The following is a 24,558-nucleotide window of genomic DNA, read 5'->3' as shown; positions in this document are numbered from 1 at the left end:
GAATCGGTGCGGCGGCGGCACTACCCTGAGCCCATGACTTACGAGGGTTTTGAAACACTGGCCATCCACGCTGGTCAGGAGGCCGACGCCGAGACCGGTGCGGTTGTGGTCCCCATCTACCAGACAAGCACCTACCGCCAGGACGGCGTGGGTGGGCTGCGTGGGGGCTACGAGTACTCCCGGACCGGCAACCCCACGCGCGCCGCCCTGGAGGAGTGCGTGGCGGCACTGGAGTCGGGGGCGCGCGGACTGGCTTTCGCTTCGGGCATGGCGGCAGAGGACACCCTGCTGCGCACCATCGCCAAGCCCGGGGACCACCTGATCATCCCGGGCGACGCCTATGGGGGTACTTTCCGACTGGTGTCCAAGGTCCTACAGCGCTGGGGCGTCGGCTGGGATGCCGTGGACCTGTCCGACCTGGACGCCGTACGCGCCGCGATCCGCCCGGAAACGGTCGCGGTCTGGGTCGAGACGCCCACCAACCCGCTCCTCAACATCGCCGACATCGGGGCACTGGGCGAGATCGCGCACGCGGCGGGCGCGCTGCTGATCGTGGACAACACCTTCGCCTCGCCCTACCTGCAACGTCCCATCACGCTGGGCGCGGACGCGGTCGTGCACTCCACCACCAAGTACCTGGGAGGGCACTCCGACGTGGTCGGCGGGGCGCTGGTCACGGCCGACGCCGAGCTGGGGGAGCGCGTCGCCTTCCACCAGAACACGATGGGAGCGGTGGCCGGTCCCTTCGACGCGTGGCTGACCCTGCGCGGGATCAAGACGCTGGGCGTGCGCATGGACCGTCACTGCGCCAACGCCGAGCGCGTCGTCGCCGAACTGGTCGAGCACCCCGCCGTCGCTCAGGTCCTGTACCCCGGTTTGTCCGAGCACCCCGGCCACAAGGTCGCCGCAGCCCAGATGAGCGCTTTCGGAGGGATGGTCTCCTTCCGGCTGCGCGGCGGCGAGGAGGCGGCGTTGCGGGTGTGCGATCGGACCGAACTGTTCACCCTGGCGGAGTCGCTGGGAGGCGTGGAGTCCCTCATCGAACACCCGGGACGCATGACACACGCCTCCACCGCGGGGTCACCGCTGGAGGTTCCCGCCGACCTGGTGCGGATCTCCGTGGGAATCGAGTCCGGTGACGACCTCGTCGCCGACCTGCTGACCGCTCTGGGGGAGTAGACCGCAGGGTGCCGTCCGCGACGACGTGTCAGGAGACGTCCGGCGACGCGGCGACGACGCGATCGCCCCGGCCCGCCCGCCAAGCGGCGCGGGTCAGGGGCGACGCCGGGCGCGTCTTCCGGAACCGCGCCGGGACAGCAGGGCGTCCACCACGAACGCGCCCAACCGGTCGGGGTCGGGCCGAAGCATCCGGCCACCGTTGCGATCCACCACCTCTGTCACGAAAGCGGTCAACCGCGGGTCGTCGGCCAACATGAACACGGTGAGCCGTGCCCCACGCCGAGTCATCCGGTCCACCTCGGCCATGGTCGCCTCGGTCGTCTCGGCCGCCGGGGGATAGGCGAACCGGGCCGTCCCCTCGGAATCCAGATGGGCGGTGGGCTCGCCGTCGGTCACGACCAGTACAACCGGGTCGAACTCCGGATGGCGGTCCAGGTGCCGTCCGGCCAGGGCCAGCGCCTGGTGCAGGTTGGTGCCCTGCACCCAGTCCAGGGAAAGCTCCGCCAGTTCACCCGGGGCCAACACCCGTGCGTAGTCGTTGAACCCGATGATCTGCACGGCGTCCTGGGGGAAGCGCGTGCTGACCAGCGAGTGCAGTGCCATCGCGGTCTGTTTGGCCGTCCCCCACAGGTCGCGGCCCACCATCGAGTAGGACAGATCCACCAGCAGGCACACCGCTGCCGCATCGCGCCGCTCGGTCTCGGCCACCTCGAAGTCCTCGGGCCGCAGTCGCACCCGCCCGGCCGGCCCCGCAGGGCGAGCAGCAGCATTGACGACCGTTCGCACCACATCCAGCGGCTGCTCGTCACCGAAGCGCCAGGGACGGGTCGTGCCGGTGCGCTCGCCGGAAGCACCCGTGTCCGAGACGGAGTGAGCGCCCGGGCGGGGCGCAGAGCGATCGGAGAGAACGTCGCGCAACGCTGTGTCGGCCAGCCGCCGCACCGCCTTGGGCGTGAGCTCCAGCTTGTTGCGCGAACCCGAGAGGTACCCCTGATCGCGCAGCTGCCGGTCGAGTTCCCGCAGGCGCTTTAGCTCCTCGGCCGCGCCCGTCCCCAAGGACCGACGCACCGCAGCGGAGTCCACGTCGTCCAGGCGGGCACCGGGGTAGTCCTGTCCCAAGGCGGAGTCGAGTTCGGCGAGTTCGGCCAGCTCTTCCAGCACGCCGGTGGCGTCGCCCATCCCCAGCGCGGTCCCGCCGTCCACCGCCTCACCACCGGACCAGTCGAGGTCGGGGCGGCGCGAACGCAGCGATTGCCCCAGCCGGTCGAGCCGGTCTGCCAAGCCGGAGTCGATGGCTGCCTGACGGCCCAGCGCATCGAGTTCGGCACGCTGAGCCGGGGTCAGCGAGTTCAGCACCCGCCGTGCCGCCGCAGACCGCCGCGCCAACGAATCCACGAGTTCCCTGAGGTCGCGGGGCTGGTCGGGGAAGAGGTCGCCGTATTCGGCCATGAAACGCTCGAAGTCGACCCGGCCGTGTTCGCCGCGATCGTCAGCCGCCAGCATCGCGTTCAACGCGTCCAGCATCGTCGCCACGCGCCGCAGCTCTTCGGGGGACCCCCCGGAGAGAGCCTGTTTCATCCCACGGAACTGCGCGTCCAGCACCTCGCGCCGCAGCAGGCCGCGCAGTTCCTCGAACGTTGCCCGCGCGGTGTCGGACCGCCACTCGTACCCGGCGAGGCCGCGCACCGCGGCTGCGGCGTCGGCCGGCAGGTCGTCGAGTTGGGCCTCGCGCAACCTCGCCTCGTCTCCGGGGTCGGGAAAGAGCGCGGCGCGCTCCTCGCCCACGGCGCGGTCCAGCAGCCGTCGGGCCTCCTCCAAGGTGCCCGACAACCGGCCCGACGATCGGAGCCGCCCGGCCCGTTCCGAGGCCCGACGCCGCAGGTCCTCAAGACCACCCAATCCGCGTACACCGCGTCGGAGCAGCTCGCGCAGTGCCTGGCCCGGTCTTTCACCGGCCATGATGGACCGTCCCAGCTCGTCCAACGCCGCGCGCACGTCATAGGGCGCACGAAGAGGGTCGGGCCCGTCTTCGTACTCCCCGTAGCGAAACCCGCTCATCGCCCACGTCCTCGTCGATCAGGTGCGGTAACGGGCTCCGCCACCGGCGACGGTGTCCTTGGACAGTCGCCGGTTCAGGTAAAGGCCCTCCAAGGCGAACTCTAGGGCTGCCGCGGCGTACCCGGGTTCGACCGCCGGGTCGTCCTCGTCCTCGGGACGCACCCGGTCCAGGAGCTCGGACAGGCCGCGCACGGGCCCCACCCGCTCCAGGAGCTCCCCCGCTGAGACCAGTTCGCCGGACTCGACCGTCGAGCCCTCGCTGAACCGTTCCACGAGAGGGCCGAGGTCCACCCCGCCCAGTGTGTCGCGGAAGGCGTCGTAGACGGCGCGGCGCAGCAGGTGCGTCAGCACCTCCGCCTCCCGGCCCTCCTCGCTCACCTCGAACTCGACCTTGCCGCGCAGTGTCCCCACGGCAGGAAGCAGGTCGCACACCCGTGCCACCGGGCGCTTCTCCGACACCAGGGCTGCCCGGCGCTCCGCCGATGCCGCAGCGGTCTCCAAGGCCGCGATGGCGAACCGTGCCGACACGCCCGAGCGTTCGTCCACGGAGGAGGACTCGCGCACCAGGCGGGTGAAGCGGGCAACGATCTCCACCAGGTGCGGCGGTACCACTACGGTGCCCTTGACGTCGCTCTCCTGGGCGATCAAGGCCACTTCGTCGGCCAGATCCGGGGGGTAGTGGGTGCGAATCTGCGCCCCGAACCGGTCTTTGAGCGGGGTGATGATCCGCCCCCGGTTGGTGTAGTCCTCGGGGTTGGCGCTGGCGATGACGAGCATGTCCAGCGGCAGCCGCAACTGGTAGCCGCGAATCTGGACGTCGCGCTCCTCCAGCACGTTGAGCATCGCCACCTGGATCCGGGCGGCCAGGTCGGGCAGCTCGTTGAGGCAGAAGACACCCCGGTTGGAGCGCGGGACCAGACCATAGTGCACGGTCTCGGGATCGCCCAGGCTCCGTCCCTCGGCCAGCCGGACCGGATCGACGTCACCGATCAGGTCACCGACGCCGGTGTCGGGGGTCGCCAACTTCTCGCCGTAGCGCTCACCCCGGTGCCGCCAGGAGATCGGGAGGTCGTCGCCGTGCTCGGCCGCCAGGCGACGCGCCTCGGGGGAGACCGGTGCGTAGGGGTGGTCGTTGAGGGCGCACCCGGTGACGACGGGGGTCCACTCGTCGAGCAAGCCGGCGACCGTCCGGATGAGCCGGGTCTTGCCCTGGCCGCGCTCGCCGAGCAGCACCACGTCGTGCCCCGCCAGAAGGGCCCGTTCCAGCTGGGGAAGCACCGTGTCGTCGAATCCGACGATCCCGGGAAAGCGCTCCCGGCCGGTCCGCATGCGTTCCAGCAGGTTCGCGCGGATCTCGTCCTTGACGGTGCGGTGGACGTGCCCGGAGGCGCGCAGCGCACCCAGGGTCGGGGGGAGGTCTGCGTGATCTGACACAGGGGCGAGTCTATTGCGTGACGCCCACTGCGGTAGTGACGCGCACCACAACTTTGTCCTGGCTGCTCGGTGAGTGCGCAGGGTAGGGCCCGAGAAGGTGGGGAAGCACGTCCGGGCGGACCACGACCCCGGCGGAACCGGGTCGTCGGCGCGCGTCCGTGCGTTGCTGGGACAATGAAGCAGATACCTTGCACTACTCAACAAGGAGGCTGGCGAGTGGCCCGGTTCGGCGATGCCCTGGCGACCGGGGCCGATCTGGTGAGTGCGGCCGAGCGTGCCGCGGAACTCGCACTCGGCAAGCTCGACGGACCGGCGGACCTTGTCTGCGTCTTCGTCAGCGGAACCGATGCCGAGGAGGTGGGGCTCGCCGGGGAGCGGGTGATGGCCCTCGCCGAGACGGCGACCACCATCGGGTGCAGTGGCAACGGGGTCATCGGCGGCGGTCGCGGGGTCGAGGGTCAAGGCGCGGTGAGCGTGTGGGCGGCGATGCTTCCCGGAGTGACCCTGACCCCTTTCGGCCTTGACGCAGTGCCGGAGGGCGAGCGTCTCGCCATCGTCGGGATGACCGAGCCCGCCCCGGCCGACCGCGCGGCCCTGCTGCTGGCCGACCCCTACGTCTTCCCCACGCATTCCTTCGTGCAGCGCTCCCACCCGGTACTCGGCGAACTGCCCATAGTCGGCGGGCTCGCGGACGGCGCGCACGGCGCCGAGGACGTCCGACTGTTCCTCCAGGGAGAGACGGTCCGGGCAGGCGCCGTGGGCCTGCTGCTCGGGGGCGAGGGGGTGGCGGGAACCGCCGTCAGTCAGGGCTGCCGCCCCATCGGGCCGTCCATGGCCGTCACCAAGGCCGAGGACAACGTCATCCTGGAGCTTGCCGGTACCCCCGCCTACGACAAGCTCGAGGACATCGTCAACGCGATTCCCACCGAGGAACAGGACCTGGTGGCACAAGGGCTGCACATCGGTATCGCCATGGACGAATACGCCGAACGCCACGAACAAGGGGACTTCCTCATCCGCGGCGTGGTCGAGGCGGACCCCGACCACGGCGCGATCACCATCGGTGACATGGTCGAGGTCGGGCAGACCGTACGGTTCCAGGTCCGCGACCACGACAGCGCCGACAGCGACCTGGTGGAACAGTTGCGCGAGTTCGCCGAAGGGCCCGGGGCAGGCGCCGAAGCAGCGCTGCTGTTCTCCTGCAACGGCCGCGGGACCCAGATGTTCTCCAGCGCCGACCACGACGTCGCCTGCGTGCGTCAGACCTTGGGGGTCGACGCGGTCGGCGGCTTCTTCGCCGCCGGGGAGATCGGTCCCGTCGCCGGCCGCAACCACCTGCACGGTTTTACCGCCTGCGTCCTCGCTTTCACCGGCTGACCCCCGATGGGGGTTTCTTTACCGGCGTGTCCGACATTGTCCGGCGCGCCCTCTTCGTGACCGTCCGACTCCGGGTGCTTACTGGGGGTGGTCAAAACGACATGGAGGGCACGGACATGCCGCACGCCTGGATGAGACTCGGTGCCGTCGCCGCGGCAGGAGCCGTGACGCTGGCGGTTCTGCCGCGCCCGGAACCGGCGCAGGCCGTGGTCGGGGAAGAAGACCACGCCACGGACTCCTGGATCCGCGAGGACCTGGCCGCGGCCGATCTGTCGGGCGTCACCCTGAGCGACACGGGACTGACCCCGGTCGGGCCCGTCGGCGGATTCGCCCCCGACCCTTCCACCGCACGCGATATCCACGGGGGAGTGCCTTCCGCACTGGCGGTCTTCCCCGCACACCATCTCCAGCACAGGGCAGGCGCCGTGGAGATCGAGGTCGACACCGACGCCGGGCGCGCCGACCTCACAGTGGAGGCGCGCGGAGTGCGTTCCGACGGGATCTGGACCGAATGGCGGCAAGCGCCCGACCCTACGGCCACCAGCCGATTCGAGTTGCCCGACCAGGTCGACCAGGTCCAGGTACGGGTGGCGATCGACCCCGCCGCGGGGCCCGCCGCCCACGTCTCAGGGGTGCGGGTACGCCCGATCGAGGGTGGTGCCGAACGGCGTGCGACTCCGGGCGCCCCCCAATCCTCCCGGGTCTTCACCACGCGTATCGGACTGGTCGGAGACCGCACCGCGAACGGGGACACCATCCGCCCCAATGCCCACTTCGCCGCGCTGCCGTCCAGACGGGGCCTGGCACCCAAAGGAACCGGTGACTACACGGTCCGGGTGTGCACCCCCGATTCCGCTGAGCCCCGTTGCGTCTACGTCCCCGTGTGGGACGTCGGGCCGTGGAACATCAAGGACGACTACTGGAACAACCCGCGGGAGAGCTGGACCGACCTGCCGCAGGGCAAGCCCCAGGCCCAGGCGGCCAACCAGGAGGGCTACAACAGGGGGCTGGACGGATTCGGGCGCAGGGTCGCCAACCCTGCGGGCATCGACCTCGCCGACGGTGCCTTCTGGGAGGGACTGCGGCTGCGCACCAACGCCTGGGTCACCGTGGACTACCTGTGGACCGGTCGTTACGCCCACCGCGCGGAAGTGGGGTCTGCCAACGGCTCCGACCCGGTGATCGTGCGCTCAGGTCCCAGTACGTCCCACGACGACATCGGTCTGGCCGCGCACCGGGCCAACGTGGACGTCGCCTGCCAGGCGACGGGAACCGAGGTGACCGGTCCGCAGGGCACCAGTGACACCTGGTATCGGATCGGAACGGCCGACTACCTGCCGGCCTCGTTCGTGTCCGGGGGCAGTGAGGCGCCGTCCTGTGCGGAGGCAGCAGTGGAGCCCGAGGAACCGACCGGGTATGCCCCGTCCTGCCCGGCAGCGCCGAAACCGGTCGCGCCGGTCGAACCCGTTCGTCCCTGCGGCGGATCCGCTCCGACCTACTAGGCCGGCCGTTTCAAGGAGCCGGACCGTGGTCAGGTCCTCACCACGATGGTTCCGGCCGCCCGGTCGTGCAGTGACTGGGAGCGCTGGGCGTCGGTCAACGAAGCAAGACAGTCCACCAGCGTCCAGAACTGCCCCAGGCACAGCACCGACTGCGGGAGCCCGAAGAAAGCGCTGCGCAGGATCGTCTGGCCCTGGCGCAACGGCCCGCCGTCGGTGCGCACCACGCGGACGGAGAGCGCCATCTGGCCCAGGGTCCGGCCGGAGCCGATGAGGAACAGCCAGTCGTACAGGAACAGCGCGACGCCCCAGCCGAAAAGGACCACCCAGGCCAGCACGCCGGCGGAACTGTCGGAGATCTCCCCGTCCGAAGAGATCACGCCGAGGAAGATCGAGATGAAGACGAACAACAGGAACAGCACGAAGGAGAGTACGACGTAGTCGATGATCCTTGCCGTCACCCTGCGCCCGAACCCGGCCAACCGGAGGCCGGTCCGGCTGTCCACCGGCCCGTTGTCGGGGAACCCGGCGCCTCCGTAGTGGGCCGGTGGTCCGCCCGGGTAGGGGCCTGGAACGCCTCCGTAGGGCTGGGGGTTCTGCCAGTGTGGAACGTTCACTCCAGCATTATGACGCTTTTTGCGGATCCGCCGTGCTTCCCCGGCCATTTCGCAGTCCGCGGAACCGTGGACCCTTTCCGTCAGCCGGTGCCGTGCGCCCGATTCCCCGCGTGCCCGCCGGAGGACCCGCGCAACGCGGAAGGGGTGGCCCCTGGCCACCCCTTCCGCGTATCGCCTAGGGGTTACAACCCGCCGTAGGGGACGGCATCGATGATCTCGACCGTGTTGCTCCGGCCGTTGGGGAGCGTGTAGCTGGCCTTCTCGCCGGGACGCTTGCCGTTGATGGCCGCACCCAGAGGGGACTTGGGGGAGTAGACGTCGATCGGCGCACCGCTCTCCTCGCGGGAAGCGAGCAGGAAGGTGACTTCCTCGTCGTCGCCGTCGAACTTGATCGTGACCGTCATGCCCGGGCCGACCACACCCTCGCTGCGGGGGGCCTCGCCCACGCGCGCGTTGTTCAGGATCGACTGGAGATGCACGATGCGGGCCTCGATCTTGCCCTGCTCCTCCTTTGCGGCGTGGTAACCGCCGTTCTCCTTCAGGTCCCCCTCTTCCCGGGCGGCTTCGATCCGGTCGGCGATCTCGATGCGACCAGGCCCTGACAGGTGCTCCAGCTCCGCTGTGAGCCGGTCATACGCCTCCTGGGTGAGCCAGGTGACGTTGTCATCACGGGTCTCGGTCACGGGAACTCCCTTAGTGCGTCTAGGGACCGCGCCACCTATGGGTGCGGTAGATGAACTTACGAGATTAGCACCGAGAGCCTGAGGTGTCGGGGCCGTGAAAAGCCCGCACGCGGCATGCACTCGGGCTGGTCCGTGCGGGTCAGGGCGACAGGTGTTCTGGTTCGGGGTGTGGGCGGCTCAGGCTACTCGGTGGAGTCGGTCGAAAGACCTTGTTCCCTGCAGGAGGCCACTTCTACCGCCGAAGCGCGACGAACTGTGTCGATCGTGGTTCCGGTGTCCTGTACGCCGCTGCCGACCGACACCTCGGTCTGGCCCACCTGGACGTGCTGCGCATCGGTCGCCGTGATCAGGCACAGCGCCCCTGCCTTGCTGTTGACCTGGAAACTGATGTGCGCCTCGGAGTCGGAGACGACCTTCCAGGCAACGGTCTGGTAGTGGACCTGACCGGGGCCGTTGCCGCTGTAACTCAACAGGGCCAGCCCCCAGCCGACCGTGAAAACCGCCGCGGCGAGGACGCCCAGGACGAAGAAGAACGGCTTGTTGCCCAGCCGTCGCCGTGCGGGAGCCGCGGTGGGCGCGGCATCGGCCGTGGCTTCATCAGGCGTGGGCGGCATACGGGAATCTCCGAACGTGGGATCGACGTTGTCTAAGATAGCCCTGTCTCGACAGGCTCCCGCTTCGCCCCCACATACCGCCCCTCCCGCGCGTGTGGGCACCGTCACCACCCGGTGCCGAAGCGGCCTCCACCAGCCGCCCAAAGATCACCAAGGGGTCATCTCCATTGTCCGAGCGTTTGCGGCTCATGGCCGTTCATGCCCACCCAGACGACGAGTCGAGCAAGGGCGCCGCCACCATGGTGCGCTATGCGAAAGAAGGCGTCGAAGTCCTGGTCGTCACGCTCACCGGCGGTGAGCGCGGCTCCATCCTGAACCCTGCCATGGACCGGCCGGAGATCCTGGCCAACATCGGCGAGGTTCGGCGCAAGGAGATGGCGGAGGCCCGCGCCATCCTGGGGGTGGAACAGGAGTTTTCCGGCTTCACCGATTCCGGGCTGCCCGAAGGCGATCCGCTGCCTCCGCTCCCCGAGGGCTGTTTCGCCCTCCAGCCCCTGGAGACGGCGGCGGAGCCGCTGGTGCGCTCCGTGCGCAGTTTCCGTCCGCATGTCATCCTCACCTACGACGAGCAGGGCGGATACCCTCACCCCGACCACATCATGTGCAACAAGGTCTCGGTCGAGGCGTTCGAGGCCGCAGGAGACCCGGGACGCTATCCCGGGACCGGTGACCCTTGGCAGCCGCTCAAGCTCTACTACCACGTGTCCTTCCCGCCCCAGCGTTTCGAGGCGATCGCGGCCGTCCTCGCCGAACGCGGCATGGAGAACCCGTTCCCCGAGTGGATGCAGCGGATGCGCGACCGGGACGTCCCCCAGTGGGACATCACCACCCGGGTCACCTGTGACGAATACTTCGACACCAGGGACCGCGCCCTCATCGCGCACGCCACCCAGATCGACCCCAACAGCTTCTGGTTCGCGGTCCCCAACGAGATCCAGGGCGAGGCATGGCCCACCGAGGACTACCACCTGGCCCGTTCCCTGGTGGACACCGAGCTCCCCGAGGTCGACCTCTTCGCGGGCGTGCACGAGGCGGTGAGAACATGATCGGTATGCAGACCCAAGCGCCCCAGCTCGCCCAGTCCGCCAACATCGTCGCCAGCACCGTCACCCCCGGGGTGCTCGGCTTCATCGTCATCGCGCTGATCGGGGGTGCCCTGTACTTCCTGATGCGCAACATGAACAAGCATCTGGCCGTCATGCGCGCCAGCGACTTCGGGGCAGAGCCCGCCCCGACCGCCGGCGACGACAAGGACAAGACCGAGTAACGCGGTGCGCCGGCCCGTGGCGGGCCGGCGCACCGCGGGCCGGTGTGCTTCGGGTGTGCGTTCTCGGGCAGAGTCGGGGTATGCCCAACCGCCTTGCCGACGCCACCAGTCCCTACCTGCTCCAGCACGCCGACAACCCGGTCGACTGGTTCCCCTGGGGTGAGGAGGCGTTCGCCGCGGCCCGCCGCCGCGACGTCCCGGTCCTGCTGTCCATCGGCTACTCCGCCTGCCACTGGTGCCACGTCATGGCGCACGAGTCCTTCGAGGACGAGCGAACCGCCCAGCTCATGAATGCCGGGTTCGTCGCCGTCAAGGTCGATCGTGAGGAACGCCCCGATGTGGACGCCGTCTATATGGAGGCCACCCAGGCCATGACCGGCCAAGGCGGTTGGCCCATGACGGTCTTCCTCAGCCCCGAAGGGGCGCCCTTCTACTGCGGCACCTACTTTCCCCGCGACCACTTCCAACGGCTGCTGCTCGGGGTCTCCCAGGCGTGGAACGAGGACCGGGACGGTGTCCTCGACCAAGGCAGACGAGTGGTGGACGCGCTCAGCGGGCCGCGAGTCCCCCCGAGCGGGGAGTGCCCCGACGCCGACGTCCTGTCGGCGGCCGCGGCCGCGCTGGCCGATGCCTACGACGGCGTCAACGGCGGATACGGCAGCGCGCCCAAGTTCCCGCCGTCCATGATCATCGAATTCCTCCTGCGCCATCACGACCGCCTCTCCCGTACGGGGGAGCGGCCCGAAGCCGCGGGGGAGGCACTGCGGCTGGCTACCCACACCACGACGGCCATGGCCCGTGGCGGTATCTACGATCAGCTCGGTGGAGGGTTCGCCCGCTACTCGGTGGACGCGGGCTGGGTGGTCCCGCACTTCGAGAAGATGCTCTACGACAACGCCCTGCTCCTGCGCGCCTACACCCATCTGTGGCGCCGGACCGGGGACGGGCTGGCCCGCAGGGTCGCGCTGGAGACCGCCGACTGGCTCGTCGCGGAACTCGCCACCGACGAAGGCGGTTTCGCTTCCGCGCTCGACGCCGACACCGAAGGCGAAGAGGGGCTGTTCTACGTCTGGACGCCTGAACAGTTGGACGAGGCTCTCGGAGCCGAAGACGGGCAGTGGGCCGCCCACCTGTTCGGTGTCACCGCCCAAGGCACCTTCGAGAACGGTGCCTCCGTCCTCCAGTTGCGTACCGACGCCGACGACCCGGACCGGTACTCCCGGGTCCGCGCGACCTTGCACACGGCCCGCTCCCTGCGGGAGGCCCCGGCACGCGACGACAAGGTCGTGGCGGCCTGGAACGGCCTCGCGATCGCTGCCCTGGCCGAGACCGGAGCCCTGCTGGACCGCCCCGACCTGGTCGAGAGCGCCCGTGGTGCGGCTCGTCTCCTCGTGGACGTGCACTACGCCGACGGCCGTCTGGTGCGCACCTCCCGTGACGGTGCGGCCGGGCGCAGCGCAGGCGTTCTGGAGGACTACGCCGACGTCGCCGAAGGACTGCTCGCCCTGCACGCGGTCACCGGGGAGCCCGAGTGGGTGCGGGTGGCCGGTGCGCTGCTGGACACGGTCCTGAAACGCTTCCCCGACGGCCACGGTGGTTTCTACGACACCGCGGACGACGCCGAGGAACTGTTCAACCGCCCTCAGGACCCCACGGACAACGCCACCCCCTCCGGCCGGTTCGCCGCTGCGGGCGCGCTCCTGAGCTACGCCGCCCTTACCGGGTCGCACCGTCACCGCGAGGCCGCGGAGTCGGCACTGTCCCTCGTCACCCTGCTGGCCGGCAGAGCCCCCAGGTTCGCCGGCTGGGGCCTGGCCGTAGCCGAGGCCAGGCTCGCCGGTCCGCTGGAGATCGCAGTGGTGGGCGCGACGGGCGATCCGGACGCCGACGCGCTGCATCGGGCTGCCCTGTTGGCCACCTCCCCGGGGGTCGTCATCACCCGTGGCGACGGCCGCGATGACGGCGGGATCGGCCTGCTGCGCGACCGGCCCCTGGTCGATGGCCGTGCCGCTGCCTACGTCTGCCGTGGCTTCACCTGTCGGCTGCCGGTCACCACTCCCGAGGAACTGGCCGTGGAGCTCGCCCAGGGCTGACCGATGTCCGGCAGAGCACCCTTCTCCCGCGTCACGTGCCCGCCAGCCGTCACCGGCCACGGATAGGGTCTCGTCTTCTCGCCCTTCGGTCTGATGGGATGAGAGGGCGCGATCGGGTTCACCCGGCGCAGCCCGGCAACACGCCTGCACGACAAACGGGGGAGGGGAGCCATGCGGGGACGCACCGGTGTGGCGTTCTTCGTCGCGGTGCTCCTCCCGCTGGGCGGATGCGTGGGAAACCCGCCGCGCAACGTCCCCGGCCTGGCGCATCCGGCTGCCGTCGCGGAAACGGGGTTCCGCCTGGTCGGCGACGCCCGTCTGCACGACTACAAAGGCGTCAACCTGGTACTGCCGCCCGGTTGGACCACCGGCGGCTCCGCGTCCTGCCTCGTCCCGCCCGGAGCCGACCCCCAGCCCGGCGGCGAGTGCCCCAACTCGGCCCTGCACATCCGATCCAACGCCGTCCAGGACGGCATCATCGATGCGGAAGGTGCGGACCTGGACGATCCGAAGAAGTGGCGGCGCCCCTGGGCGGCCTGTCCGGGCGGTTCCCCCACCGACGGTCCGGTCCGTACCGGAAACGCAACGATCACCGACAGCGGTGGCTTCGCCCTGGTCAGTGGCGAGCAGGCCAGGTTCAGCGAGTGGACCGTGCCCTGTACGGACGGGGTGTCCTTCCGCACCCTGGTATGGTTCGTCGCCGAGGCCGGGCTGGAGTTCGACGTCCCGGTCGCCCAAGAGGACGCCTACCCGGGATACGCCGCGATCGTGCACTCCGCCGACCTGTCGGGGTACGAGGGCGACTGAACCGTCGGCCCGTGCCGTGGACGCCCGCCCTGATCGGGGACGGACCCGGGAGGGTTTCATTCCGTGAGGCGTGCGCCCGCCAGGATCTCGTCGACCACGGTCGGTTGGTGTCCGGATTGGCGGATCTCCAGATACAGCGTCCGGTCGTAGGCGCGATGGTTGAGCGCTGCCGTCGTGAAGACACCACCCGAGGGGCAGTCCTGCCACTGCCAGACCTCGCCCTCCCAGCGCCCGTTGCCGAATCGCAGCCGCTGGGGATGTCCCGGACAAAGGGCGGAGCCCACCAGCCGATCCAGCCCGGCCAGGCCGCGATCGCCGTCCTGTTTCACCAGCCCGGCGAACACCCCCGACACGTCGGCTTCCGGATCACCCCAGGCCGCCACGTCGGTGGCCACCAGCAACCCCGGCTCGTGTCCACCGGGCATGCCCAGCTCGCGCGGGGACCAGCCGTTCACCTGCATCTCCCGCGCCCAGGGCAATGGGATCAGCATCTGGATCTCGGCGGTGGAGTCGTAGACGTCCACCAACTCCACCCCGGGCGAGGCTGCCGCGGCGGAGGCCCCCGCCAGGACCGCCAGTGCGGTCGCCGCTGCCAGGGCACTCCGTGCCCCGATTGCCCGATAGCGGTGCCACCACGGTTCGGCGAGTTTGAGGTCGGGGGCCATTCGGATCTCGCGGATCCGTGAGGTGAAGGTGGCGGCATCGGGTGGGCGCTCCGCGCGGTTCTGCGCCATCGCCGACATGATCAACTCGTCCAGGGCCGGGGGAAGACCGGGACGGGACCGGCTGGGGGGAACCAGGACCGGCGGACGCGGTGGACGCTTGCCGGTGAGAAGTTCGTAGGCCACCGCGCCCAGCGAGTAGACGTCGGCACGCACGTCGATGTCCCCGCCGATCACACTCTGCTCGGGGGACATGTACCCGGGAGTGCCCGCGGCAGCAGTGAAACCAGACGCCTCGTCGATGCTCTTGGCGAAGCCGAGGTCGGCGACCAGGACCCGCTCTCCGACCGGGCTCGACTGCAGCAGCACGTTGGAAGGTTTGATGTCACGGTGAATGGTGCCGTGCCGGTGCAGGACGGTCACGCCCTGGCCGATTTCGGTCAACAACCTGAGCGCTTCGTCCATCGGCAACGTCCCCGCCGCGATCCGGTCGGCGACACTGCCGCGGTCGGCGTAGGTCATCACGAAGTACGGCCGCTCGTCGGGAAGCGTTCCGATGTCGTGCACCCGGACCAGCCACTCGGAGTCGGCATGGCGCAGAATGCGCGCCTCCTCGACGAAGCGGTGATGAATGTCCAACTGGTGGGCCCAGTTCTCGGCCAGCACTTTGATCGCGACCGGTGTGTCGAGCAGATCGTCGTGTCCCAACCAAACGGTGGCGAACGAGCCCGAGCCCAGCCGACGAAGAACGCGATAGCGTCCGAAACGCTCCGGTTGTGCCACAGCTACTGCTTTTACCATGTCTTCACCTGCCAAACGTCACGTTTGTTCGGACCGAGAGGCGGAGCCGGAGAAGCGGGCGACACGTTCGGGCGACACGACACTGCTGTCGTGAGAGGTGTGTAATACCTGGACAGCGATCTCAGTTGGGAGCCATCTGCCGTGCGCAACGCAGACCAGCCTTACGGTTCGGACCGGGCAGAGCCCGTCGCGGAGGAGTCCCTGGAACAACTGGCGCTCCGCGCCAAGGCAGGGGACCAGCCGGCTCTGGAGGAGCTGCTGCGCCGAATCCAGCCGGACGTGCTGCGGCGATGCGCCCGCTTCCTGCCCTACAGGCAAGACGCGGAAGAGGCGTGCCAGGACGCGCTGATGCGGGTCGCCGCCAGCATCGAGCGCTTCCGTGGTGAGTCGCTGTTCACGACGTGGCTCTATACAGTGGTCTCCAACTCTGCGCGACAGACCTACCGCTCCATGAAACGGCGTTCGGCGGAGCTGCCCACCGAGGCCGAGCGGATTCCGCACCAGAGCGACCCGCGCACCACCAGCGTCATCGCGGGTTCCAGGATCGACCTGCTGGAAGCACTGGACCAGTTGGAGCGCGATCGCCCCAATCTGGTTGCCCCTCTGGTACTGCGTGATCTGTGCCAGATGGAGTACAGCGAGATCGCCGCTGAGTTGGACCTCGCGTTGGGGACGGTCAAGTCCCGTATCCACGAGGGGCGCAAACGGGTCCGGAAGTCGCTCGCCGTCAAGTAGGACGGGACATGCAGATCCCGGGAACCGCGCGGGTCGGCATGACCGTTGCCGGCCGGTTCGTTGGTTACGGTTGTTGCCAGCAGCGGCCCCGCGACCCCCGGATCGCATGACCCGCGGCCCGACGAGAGCGCTGCGGTGGTCGTCGCGCCTTCGGAACCGCCCGGTACCCAAAGCAGTGGAAAGGTGACTCTCATGGGGCTGCGTGACCCCCTTTACTGGCTGTACGAACGGCGGATCGAGCGCAAGCTCGGAACCTTCGAGATCCCCCGGCACGTCGGAGTGATCCTCGACGGCAACCGCAGGTGGGCCAAGACCAGTGGACTGGCCAACGTCAACAAGGGACACCAGGCCGGCGCCGACAAGATCTTCGAGCTGCTGAGCTGGTGCAACGAGGTGGGTGTCCAGGTGGTCACGCTGTGGCTGCTGTCCACGGAGAACCTCACCCGCCCACCCGAGCAGCTCGAACCCCTACTGGCCATCATCGAGGAGACCGTTCGCCGCCTCGAACACGAAGGCTTCCGGGTCAACCCCATGGGCGCACTGGACCTGTTGCCCGATGCGACCTCCCGTGTCATGAAAGAAGCGGGTAGCGCCACATCCGAGAATCCCGGTCTGATTGTGAACGTGGCCGTGGGGTATGGAGGTAGGCGTGAGATCGCTGATGCGGTTCGGTCGCTCCTGCAGTCGGAGGCGGCCAAAGGCACCACGATCGAGGAGCTCGCAGAGCGCCTCGACCTGGAGCACATCGCCGAGCATCTCTACACCCGTGGCCAGCCCGACCCGGACCTTCTCATCCGGACCTCGGGAGAGCAGCGCCTATCCGGCTTCCTGCTCTGGCAGAGCGCGCACTCGGAGTTCTACTTCTGCGAGGTCTTCTGGCCCGCTTTCCGCAAAGTGGACTTCCTGCGCGCGCTCCGCTCCTTCGGTGCGCGGAACCGACGCTTCGGCTCGTGAGCCGGATCCCAGTTCTCTCCTGGACCAGGAAGCGACACGCGTAACCCGGTGTTCACACGCTGGGTGCCGCTGGGGTCTTGCTCTTTCACCCGAGCCGAGTACCGTCGGTATCCAGTGGCAGGTGCGCATCCTGCCGCTCGGGAGGCCCCGACTCATTGACGGTCCTGGTCAATCAGGAACTCATCGTGATGAGGGCCGGTCCCGGCCCTCGTGGGGCTGGTCCCGGTCCTTGGTATCCCGTGAGTCTAGGGTGCTTGAATGCGCCCAGGGGGAGAACGAGTGGCTAGTTCCTCGACCGCCCGCCGCGACCTCGACACCAGTGCCTCAGACGAGGCGCGATTGCGGCGCACCTATGTGCTCGACACCAGTGTCCTTCTCGCGGACCCAATGTCGATCACCCGCTTCGCCGAACACGAAGTGGTCCTGCCGATCGTTGTCATCACCGAGCTTGAGAGCAAGCGCCAACACCCCGAACTGGGCTACTTCGCCCGCGAGGCGTTGCGTCGCCTGGACGACCTAAGGGTCGCCTTCGGCAGCCTCGACGTGCCGGTATCCGTCAACGAGCTCGGCGGTACCCTGCGCGTGGAGCTCAACCACAGCGATCCGAGTCTCCTCCCGGCCGGTTTCCGGCTGGGGGACAACGACACCCGGATACTGACGGTCGCCCGCAACCTCTCGGCAGAGGGCTGTGACGTCGTCCTGGTCAGCAAGGATCTCCCCTTGCGGATCAAGGCGTCGTCGATCGGTCTGGCCGCGGACGAGTACCGTGCCGAGCTCGCCATTGAGCACGGGTGGACCGGGATGGCAGAGCTGGAGGTGCCCGCGCACGAGATCCAGGACCTCTTCGAGCACGGTTCGACGGATGTCGAGGCGGCCCGGGACCTGCCCTGCCACACCGGGTTGGTCCTGGTCTCGGAGCGGGGCAAGGCACTGGGCCGGGTGCTGCCCGACAAGTCGGTGAAGGTGGTCAGGGGCGACCGCGACGTGTTCGGCCTGCACGGCCGCAGCGCCGAGCAGCGGATCGCGCTCGACCTGCTCACCGACCCCGATGTGGGCATCGTGTCGCTCGGCGGCAGGGCCGGTACCGGTAAGTCCGCGCTCGCGCTCTGTGCGGGGCTCGACGCCGTCCTCGAACGGCAGCAGCACCGCAAGGTCGTCGTGTTCCGCCCCTTGTACGCGGTCGGCGGTCAGGAACTCGGCTACCTGCCGGGCAGCGAGTACGAGAAGATGTCGCCGTGGTCGCAGGCGGTCCACGACACGCTCTCAGCGGTGACCACGCAAGACGTCGTCGACGAGGTCGTGGAACGGGGGATGCTGGAGGTCCTGCCGCTCACCCACATCAGGGGCCGCTCGCTCCACGACTCCTTCGTGATCGTCGACGAGGCCCAGTCCCTGGAGCGCGGGGTGCTGCTGACCGTGTTGTCGCGGCTGGGGGAGAACTCCAGGGTGGTGCTCACCCACGATGTCGCCCAGCGCGACAACCTGCGGGTCGGGCGTTACGACGGCGTGGTCGCCGTGGTCGAGAAGCTCAAGGGCCATCCCCTCTTCGCCCACGTCACGCTGACCAGGTCGGAGCGCTCTCCGATCGCCGCACTGGTCACCGAGATGCTGGAGGGCTGAGCCCCTCGGAAAGCAGACGCAGGGGGCGGTTCCGGTAAGGGAACCGCCCCCTCGCGTGTGCCCCGTCCTCCGGCAACCGCCTCGCCTACTCCATGCGGCGCAGGGCATGACCCAGGCGACGCAGGTCGCGCAGGCGCCGTTCGTAGCGGGCCCCGACCGCCAGGAGCAGAACCCCCGCAACACCCACCGGAATCCAGTTGGGCAGCGTCAGCACCGTCTGCCACAGTGGTGGCCCGAACGCCTGGGCTGCTGCCAGCACCAGGGTGACCGACCCCGTCAGCAGCGGTGCCAGGAGTCGCCACCGAGCCCCGGCCAGCGTCGCGGCCAGGGCGCTCGCGGCGAGCACTCCGATCCGCCACGGCTCGGCCCCGGAAGCCAGGTAGGTGGCCCCGAGACCGGGAAGGAACAACAGGGCAAGGCCAGGGCCGTACGCCATCCAGGTCCTCGTTCCGGGCCGACGCCCGCGCCACTCCCTTCCGACGGCCAGTGCCGCGAGAGCAGGCAACAGTGTGTAGGGTTCGGGCGCCCCGACCTGTAGCCAGCCCAGGAACACCCAGACGGAAGCCATCATCAGCATCGCTCCGACAGCGCCCAGCGGCGCGCGTCCGGGGCGCGGTGCCGCGCTCAGGGCGATCACACCGAGGCCGGCCAGCACCGTGCCGGCCATCTCCGGCCGTCCGCCGATCAGCGCCAGCAGGACAGCGGCCAGCCCGAGGACCCCCGCCGCACCCTCGGCGGCCATCAGCACGCCGCGGTCCGGTCGCACCAGGTAGGGCATCAGCAGTACCCCTGCAACCACCACGACCAGCGCCAGTGCCGCCGTCTCCGGGGGATGGCCGAAGGCCAACGGCACAGCCGCCGCGAAACCTCCGCTTGCCAGTACCGCGACCACTCCCGCACCGACGGCGAAAGCAGTGTCCGATGCCCCGGTGGAGGCCGGACGCGACGGACGGTGTCCCGCGATGACAAGGCAACTGGCGGCCACGACCGTCACCAGCCCGGTGACGACCAGCGTCGCGCCCGGCTCGGCCAGGCTCCAGGCCACGGCCAGGCCGGCCGGCCACAGTGCCACCACCCCGGTGAAGACGGCGAATCCGGGGCGCCCGGACAGCGCCGCGACCCCGCCCAGCGCGGTGGCCACGAGCAGCAACCATCCCAGGGCCATGCCGTAGCCCAGGTTCGTGACCACCGCATAGGGGGCCAGTACCGGTGTGGCCATGAGGACCGCGGCCGGGGCCACGGCCTTCGGGACGCGCGTCCACAACAGAACCAGCACCGCCAGGCCGCTCACCGTGACGACTGGAAGAGTCAGCGGATCGGGCTCGATCCCGCCCCACGGAGCAAGGACACCCGAGGCCGGGGCGAGCAGACCCTCCGGGCCCGTCCCGGTCCAGGCCGCCACGACCCAGGTGTAGGGGGCGAGCAGGATCATGCCCAACCGTGGTACCGCGGTGACCATCGCCGCTGTCACGCACAGCGCTCCCAGCACGGCCACCCCCGTCGCGGGAACACGCGCCAGGGTGCCCGCCAGTCCGATCAGCAGCACCCCGGAGAGGGCCGCCACCAGCGGAGCCGACCCCGTTGCCCCGGTGGCCAGGGCGGCACTCACCATCAGTGCCAGCGCCGCCACCACGAGGCCGCCCCGTCGCTCCGGTCGTTCCGTGCCGTCCGGTCGTACCGTGGCCGTCGCGTGGTCGTGCCACCGTTGTGCCGCGGCCCGATTCGGCGCCACGGCCGTGCGCAGCCATGCTGCGGCACCGCGCCGCGATCGCGCCGACGACAACTGTGCCGCGACGCCGAGCACCGCGGCCAGCGCCAGCGCCACGTAGGGGAGTCCAGCGGGATCGACCGCGACGCCCACACGAGGCAGCGCCGCGTACCCGGCCTGGACGGCCAGTGCCAGCCCCGTTCCCGCGACAACGACCGGTACCGCAGCGGCAACCGGCGCATCGGCCCGGGTCCGAGCGGACACGGCCAGCGTCGCCACGACGCCCAGTACCCCGAGCGCACCCAGTACGGCCACGGTGCGTGCCGGGGTGGTCAGCGCCCAGCCGACGGTCAGTACGGCGACGAGGAGTCCGCTCCCCGCCGCCACAAACGCACCTGCGCCAGTGGCGCGGGCCGCCCGCCCCAACAGCAGTCCCGCCGTAACCGTGGCGGCGGTCAACGCGGGCAGCACCGGTATCGCCAGATGGGTGATCAGCAACAGGACCATGACCCCTCCGGCTGCCGAGCCCGCGCTCACCACCGAGCCCCGTCCTCCGCCCAGGCCGGCGAGCAGCGCCAGCACGGTCAGCGCTACGGCGCAGGCCGCAAGAAAGAGCAGCGGGGCGCCGCCCCCGGCCGCGGTGGCCAGGGTGGTGTCGGTTCCCCACCCGGCGTCCCAGGCAGAACCGGCCACCGTCAGCGGGCCCAGCAGCATCGCCGCGACCCGGTCGCCCACCAGAAGAAGGGAGCCCACTCCCAGAAGACCGGCCAGCGCACCGAGCGCCTGGTCGGCGCGGACCGTTCCCACCGGCCGGGTTCGCACGGGGTGGGTCGCGGCCACCAGAACGAGCAACCCGCTCAACCCGGTCGCCAGAGCGGTGAGCTCCCGGCCTTCGCCGAGCGCCCAGACGATCGCGGCCCCCAGAGGCACGAGTCCGCTCGTGTCCAGTGCGATCACCTGTGCGCGGCGCCCGCCTGCCCGGCCCGCGACGGTCGCACAGCCCACTGCGATCGCCGCGGCGCTCAGCAACGCCGGTACCGCTGCCCCCGCTGTTGCCTGGGCATAGACCAGCGCAGCCCACACCAGGCCGGTCAGTGCGAGGACTCCCGCCACGGCGGTCGCCGCGCGGGTGGCGACAGGCGCGGCCAGCACCGCCGCCGCTCCGGAGGTAGCCGCCAGCACTCCCAGGACGACGACCGTCGTCACGGGGCCGGCCAGACCGGCCGCAACCGCCGCAGTCCCGGTCAGGCCGGCCAGGGCCAGTGCCGGACCTCCTGCCGACAGCACCGGAACGCGGACAGGAGCGACCCCCGACATCCGGACTTCAGTCGATTTGTCGACAAAAGTGGTGGTTCGGTGGCGTCCCGCGATGACCGACAGGGTCACCAAAAGCACCGTGGCGACGGTAAGCGCCATGGGGATCAGAGGGGCGGGAAGCCATGCGGTGGCGATCAGCGCACCCATCGTCCCCGCCGTGGTCGAGGAGATCGGCCCCGCGCCGCGGTGGCGAACCGGCGGCCACCAGGCGGCACATCCCAGCAGTACCAGCAGGGAGAGAGTGGCCCCGAGTTCGGGCTGGCCCGCCACGAGCGGACCCACGGGACCGGCCCAGACCGCTCCCACTTGGGCGAACGGTCCGAGAACCACCTGTGTGAGCAAAGGCAGCGACAGCAGCCCCACAGCGGCCAGCGCGATCCCGGCGCCCCACGCAACCGCAGCGGGCGCATGGCGCGGAAGCGAGCGATGATGGCTACCCGCCGCCAGGGCCGGGACCGTCGCCAGGGCCAGAGCCAGGGCAGCCGGTCCCGTTCCTGCTGTTCCCGCGAGCGCCACCGCCAGGCCCAACGGCACGAACAGTGCGGTGTCCACCGCCATGACCTGCACGGCTGCCCCGGTGTCCGCCGAGGGGGAAACGGGTGCGGATGGGCGGCGGCGGTCCAGGGCGGTGGCCGCAGCCACTGCCGTCCCGGCCACTCCCAGCAGCACGCCGACCACGATTCCCAGAGGGAGGGGCCAGAACACATTCACCCCCAGCGTCGCACCGGAGGACAGGAGCACGGCCGCCACCGAGTAGCAGGCCCGGACAGCCGGCGGCGCACCTCGGACGCCCGACAGCACCGCCCCGGCCACGACCACCACGGTCAGCGCACCCACCACGGCGACCGCCGACCCGCGGTCGGCCAGGGAGCCGCTCGCAGCCAGCACGCCCAAGGGAAGACTGACCATCAGCGCGGTCACAACGGTGCGGCGACGAGCAACAGGGCCCCAGAGGCTCCCAGCGCCCTCGACCGGAACACGCAGCAGCGCCGCGATCCCGACCAGCACCGACGCCGTTATCGCCAGGATCACCACCGACGCGGTGTGCCCCAGCAAGTGCCCGGCTCCCGTTCCGGTGAGGACGATTCCCGCCAGCCCCGTTGCAGCACTCCACGCGGGGGCCCGGGAAACGGTCACCACAACCGTGCCCGCGACCACCGCCGACAGTGTCCACAGGAGCCCCGCCCCCCAAGGCACGGCCGACCCCACCAGCAGGACATGCCCCTGCCCCGGGCGAGAGAGCGGCCCCAGCAGATCCAGTAGCGGGAGCAGCCCGACGGCGCCGACCAGCCCGGCCACGCCGAGAGTTCCGACCACCACGAAACGAGGACCGTGGCGATGGGCGGCCGGCAGAAGCCCCACCACGACAGAGGCGATCATCGCCGCTACTGCCAGGGACAGCAGTGCCCACACCGGGGAGGGGAGGAACCCGCCCACGGCGACCGGGGGGACCAGGAGCCAGGACAGGGCGGCCCCCGCGCCCGCCGCGGCGCGGCCCGTGGCCCACCGGCCGGCCCGTGCCTCCAGCACCGCGACCGCGCCGCACAGCAGCAGCGCGACGGTCGGCCATCGCGCGAATTCGCCGGCTTCCCCGCCCAGCGCGCCGATCGTGGCGTTGACCAGAGCAAACAGGGAGGCCGTGATGATGGCGGCCACCCAGCTGATTGCGGCCGCCGTGGACAGCAACCCCTGTTGTGCCGCGGCCCGCGGGGTCGAACGAACCACGACGTTGCCCAGCGCGGTCGTCGCCAGTGCCAACGGGAGCACTTCAAAACTCGGCCATACCGCGATGCCGACAAGGATCGGGACGGGTTGGGCGAGGACTGCTGCCACGACACGCGGACCGCGCAATGGGACCAGCAGCGGATAGGCCACGAGGAGGGCGCAGATGGCCGCCAGGGCCGCCGCGGTATAGCCCGCTACGGGGAGCGGGAGGTCGGTGACGATCCATAGCGCGATCGCGTTCAGGCAGAGCAGCACGGCGGCCAGCACGCCGAATGTCTCTGCGGTGGACCCCATCCCCCTTCGGTGCAGAGGCCGCGCGGCGACGGCGGCGAGCGCGGTGAGCCCGCCCAGGACCAACGCACGCGTTCCGACCCCCAAGTCGCTCCAGCTGACGATGGTGAATACGGCTGCGGCCACGGCGATCAGCAGACCGCCCAGGGCGAGCAGCACGTTCTGGACCGAGAAACTGGACAGTTCGAGCCGTGGACGCGCCCGTGGACCGGAGGGTGCGGCTACCGCAGCGCTGTGCGCCGGGCCGCTTCCCCTCTGATGCTCCACCGGGGGAGAAGCGGCCACAGGCGAGCCGAGTGCGGCGGAGGGCCGGCCGGGGGCGGGGGCCCAGGGCGGGGGCGAGAAGCGGTGCGGCGCCGGCCCGACCTCTGCGGGCGCCGGTTGCGGTGGACCGAACGCGGGGCCCGGGCGCGGCGCGGGGGAGAGACGTGCCATGCGGGCACGGTGTGCGGCAGCCGCGGCGTCGCGCTGGCTGCGCAGATGAAGGAGCAAGGTGTCGCGTTGCAGGTAGAGCCGGCTCCGGCGCTGCTCGACGGCGCGAATCCGGGCCAGGACCCTGCCCAGGCTCTTGGCCGTCGCCCCTGAGGAGGGAAGGCCGCACACGTGGCACATCGCGCTCCATGGCGCCAACCGGGTACCGCAGTCCGGGCACGGGGCATCGGGTCCGTAGGCGTTCATAGGACAGACGATCCCAGAACGGGACGCCCTGGCCATCGCCTCGGGTACTCAATCGCGACCTGGGTGTACCTGCTCACCGCCCTCCGCGCACCCGGGTACTTCGATGGCCGGCGGGCCCGTGTGCCGAAAAGGCCAGAAGAATCACTCTTCGTGAATTAACAATTTCTTTGAGTAGTGTGATCTGCCTCATGGTGATTTTGGTGTTATTTGGTCGTGATCATGAGGCAGGGTGGAGCCCGTTCCTGAAAGAACCCCGAGAACCGTGCGCCGGACGCTGCGTGAACGAACCCGTCCAATCACCCCGCGCACTAAGACCTCAGCGGGCGATGCGGGTGGCCCACGTGCCCGACCCCCCACCCGTCGCCGCACCTCCTCACCACGAGGTCCTCGGGGTGCGTTCGATCGTGTGCGAGCTGTGGGGCACACGACCGTTGAAAGG

The 24,558-nt window shown here is 70.0% G+C and carries 17 protein-coding genes; 10 read left to right on the top strand and 7 right to left on the bottom strand.

The features are described 5' to 3' along the window. Positions 1-33 precede the first annotated feature (33 nt). Positions 34-1,179 carry a cystathionine gamma-synthase gene (locus QSJ59_RS05995; RefSeq protein WP_285757680.1) on the top strand — a complete coding sequence of 382 codons (1,146 nt, stop codon included), beginning with the start codon at positions 34-36 and terminating at the stop codon, positions 1,177-1,179. A gap of 93 nt (positions 1,180-1,272) precedes the next feature. Here QSJ59_RS05995 and QSJ59_RS05990 read toward each other — a convergent pair whose 3' ends face one another. Both QSJ59_RS05990 and QSJ59_RS05985 read right to left on the bottom strand, forming a co-directional pair. Then, a complete protein-coding gene (locus QSJ59_RS05990) occupies positions 1,273-3,237 on the bottom strand; it encodes a vWA domain-containing protein (protein ID WP_285757679.1) in 1,965 nt (654 codons plus the stop codon). 18 nt (positions 3,238-3,255) lie between these two features. Then, positions 3,256-4,671, bottom strand: a complete 1,416-nt coding sequence (locus QSJ59_RS05985) for a sigma 54-interacting transcriptional regulator (RefSeq protein WP_285757678.1) — start codon at positions 4,669-4,671, stop codon at positions 3,256-3,258. A gap of 216 nt (positions 4,672-4,887) precedes the next feature. Between QSJ59_RS05985 and QSJ59_RS05980 the strand changes: the two genes are divergently transcribed. Both QSJ59_RS05980 and QSJ59_RS05975 read left to right on the top strand, forming a co-directional pair. Continuing rightward, positions 4,888-6,048: an FIST signal transduction protein gene (locus QSJ59_RS05980; protein WP_285757677.1), complete on the top strand. Its 1,161-nt coding sequence runs from the start codon at positions 4,888-4,890 to the stop codon at positions 6,046-6,048. A gap of 101 nt (positions 6,049-6,149) precedes the next feature. Beyond that, positions 6,150-7,550, top strand: a complete 1,401-nt coding sequence (locus QSJ59_RS05975; RefSeq protein ID WP_285757676.1) for a DUF8814 domain-containing protein — start codon at positions 6,150-6,152, stop codon at positions 7,548-7,550. A gap of 29 nt (positions 7,551-7,579) precedes the next feature. On the opposite strand, the gene QSJ59_RS05970 is transcribed toward QSJ59_RS05975, so the two are convergent. From QSJ59_RS05970 to QSJ59_RS05960, 3 genes are all read right to left on the bottom strand, one after another. Next, the gene (locus QSJ59_RS05970; protein ID WP_285757675.1) at positions 7,580-8,164 is read right to left on the bottom strand and encodes an RDD family protein; all 585 of its coding nucleotides are present in this window, start codon (positions 8,162-8,164) and stop codon (positions 7,580-7,582) included. 182 nt (positions 8,165-8,346) lie between these two features. Then, positions 8,347-8,847 (bottom strand): transcription elongation factor GreA, encoded by a 501-nt coding sequence (gene greA / locus QSJ59_RS05965; RefSeq protein WP_285757674.1) that lies wholly within the window; start codon positions 8,845-8,847, stop codon positions 8,347-8,349. A gap of 182 nt (positions 8,848-9,029) precedes the next feature. Then, positions 9,030-9,461 (bottom strand): DUF4307 domain-containing protein, encoded by a 432-nt coding sequence (locus QSJ59_RS05960; protein ID WP_285757673.1) that lies wholly within the window; start codon positions 9,459-9,461, stop codon positions 9,030-9,032. A gap of 167 nt (positions 9,462-9,628) precedes the next feature. Between QSJ59_RS05960 and mca the strand changes: the two genes are divergently transcribed. The 4 genes from mca (at position 9,629) to QSJ59_RS05940 (ending at position 13,628) form a co-directional block, all read left to right on the top strand. Then, positions 9,629-10,507 (top strand): mycothiol conjugate amidase Mca, encoded by an 879-nt coding sequence (gene mca, locus QSJ59_RS05955; protein ID WP_285757672.1) that lies wholly within the window; start codon positions 9,629-9,631, stop codon positions 10,505-10,507. 5 nt (positions 10,508-10,512) lie between these two features. Beyond that, positions 10,513-10,728 carry a hypothetical protein gene (locus QSJ59_RS05950; RefSeq protein ID WP_285757670.1) on the top strand — a complete coding sequence of 72 codons (216 nt, stop codon included), beginning with the start codon at positions 10,513-10,515 and terminating at the stop codon, positions 10,726-10,728. Between the two features lie 80 nt (positions 10,729-10,808). Continuing rightward, the gene (locus QSJ59_RS05945) at positions 10,809-12,821 is read left to right on the top strand and encodes a thioredoxin domain-containing protein (RefSeq protein ID WP_285757668.1); all 2,013 of its coding nucleotides are present in this window, start codon (positions 10,809-10,811) and stop codon (positions 12,819-12,821) included. A 171-nt stretch (positions 12,822-12,992) separates the two neighbouring features. Then, positions 12,993-13,628 carry a hypothetical protein gene (locus tag QSJ59_RS05940; RefSeq protein ID WP_285757666.1) on the top strand — a complete coding sequence of 212 codons (636 nt, stop codon included), beginning with the start codon at positions 12,993-12,995 and terminating at the stop codon, positions 13,626-13,628. 56 nt (positions 13,629-13,684) lie between these two features. On the opposite strand, the gene QSJ59_RS05935 is transcribed toward QSJ59_RS05940, so the two are convergent. Then, on the bottom strand, positions 13,685-15,073 hold the full coding sequence (locus tag QSJ59_RS05935) for a serine/threonine-protein kinase (protein WP_285757929.1): 1,389 nt from the start codon (positions 15,071-15,073) through the stop codon (positions 13,685-13,687). Positions 15,074-15,232: 159 nt separating this feature from the next. Here QSJ59_RS05935 and QSJ59_RS05930 point away from each other — a divergent pair, with 159 nt between their 5' ends. From QSJ59_RS05930 to phoH2, 3 genes are all read left to right on the top strand, one after another. Beyond that, positions 15,233-15,826, top strand: a complete 594-nt coding sequence (locus QSJ59_RS05930; RefSeq protein ID WP_285757664.1) for an RNA polymerase sigma factor — start codon at positions 15,233-15,235, stop codon at positions 15,824-15,826. Between the two features lie 192 nt (positions 15,827-16,018). After that, on the top strand, positions 16,019-16,780 hold the full coding sequence (locus tag QSJ59_RS05925; protein WP_285757662.1) for an isoprenyl transferase: 762 nt from the start codon (positions 16,019-16,021) through the stop codon (positions 16,778-16,780). A 354-nt stretch (positions 16,781-17,134) separates the two neighbouring features. Beyond that, positions 17,135-18,400 carry an RNA 5'-3' helicase PhoH2 gene (gene phoH2, locus QSJ59_RS05920; protein WP_285757928.1) on the top strand — a complete coding sequence of 422 codons (1,266 nt, stop codon included), beginning with the start codon at positions 17,135-17,137 and terminating at the stop codon, positions 18,398-18,400. A gap of 85 nt (positions 18,401-18,485) precedes the next feature. On the opposite strand, the gene QSJ59_RS05915 is transcribed toward phoH2, so the two are convergent. After that, positions 18,486-24,119, bottom strand: a complete 5,634-nt coding sequence (locus tag QSJ59_RS05915) for an SCO7613 C-terminal domain-containing membrane protein (RefSeq protein ID WP_285757661.1) — start codon at positions 24,117-24,119, stop codon at positions 18,486-18,488. Positions 24,120-24,558: the final 439 nt, after the last annotated feature.

Origin of the sequence: Nocardiopsis ansamitocini (assembly GCF_030268225.1) — a bacterium.
In the GTDB taxonomy this organism is placed as follows: Bacteria; Actinomycetota; Actinomycetes; order Streptosporangiales; family Streptosporangiaceae; genus Nocardiopsis_D; species Nocardiopsis_D ansamitocini.
Note: the sequence above shows the minus strand (reverse complement) of the source record. Positions and strands in the feature narration are given on the sequence as shown.

What these genes read in the sequence shown, in the direction of transcription:
- QSJ59_RS05915 (WP_285757661.1), bottom strand. Translation starts at nt 24,119, where the DNA reads ATGAACGCCTACGGACCCGATGCCCCGTGCCCGGACTGCGGTACCCGG.
- QSJ59_RS05925 (WP_285757662.1), top strand. Translation starts at nt 16,019, where the DNA reads ATGGGGCTGCGTGACCCCCTTTACTGGCTGTACGAACGGCGGATCGAG.
- QSJ59_RS05945 (WP_285757668.1), top strand. Translation starts at nt 10,809, where the DNA reads ATGCCCAACCGCCTTGCCGACGCCACCAGTCCCTACCTGCTCCAGCAC.
- QSJ59_RS05990 (WP_285757679.1), bottom strand. Translation starts at nt 3,237, where the DNA reads ATGAGCGGGTTTCGCTACGGGGAGTACGAAGACGGGCCCGACCCTCTT.
- QSJ59_RS05975 (WP_285757676.1), top strand. Translation starts at nt 6,150, where the DNA reads ATGGAGGGCACGGACATGCCGCACGCCTGGATGAGACTCGGTGCCGTC.
- QSJ59_RS05960 (WP_285757673.1), bottom strand. Translation starts at nt 9,461, where the DNA reads ATGCCGCCCACGCCTGATGAAGCCACGGCCGATGCCGCGCCCACCGCG.
- QSJ59_RS05950 (WP_285757670.1), top strand. Translation starts at nt 10,513, where the DNA reads ATGCAGACCCAAGCGCCCCAGCTCGCCCAGTCCGCCAACATCGTCGCC.
- QSJ59_RS05940 (WP_285757666.1), top strand. Translation starts at nt 12,993, where the DNA reads ATGCGGGGACGCACCGGTGTGGCGTTCTTCGTCGCGGTGCTCCTCCCG.
- QSJ59_RS05995 (WP_285757680.1), top strand. Translation starts at nt 34, where the DNA reads ATGACTTACGAGGGTTTTGAAACACTGGCCATCCACGCTGGTCAGGAG.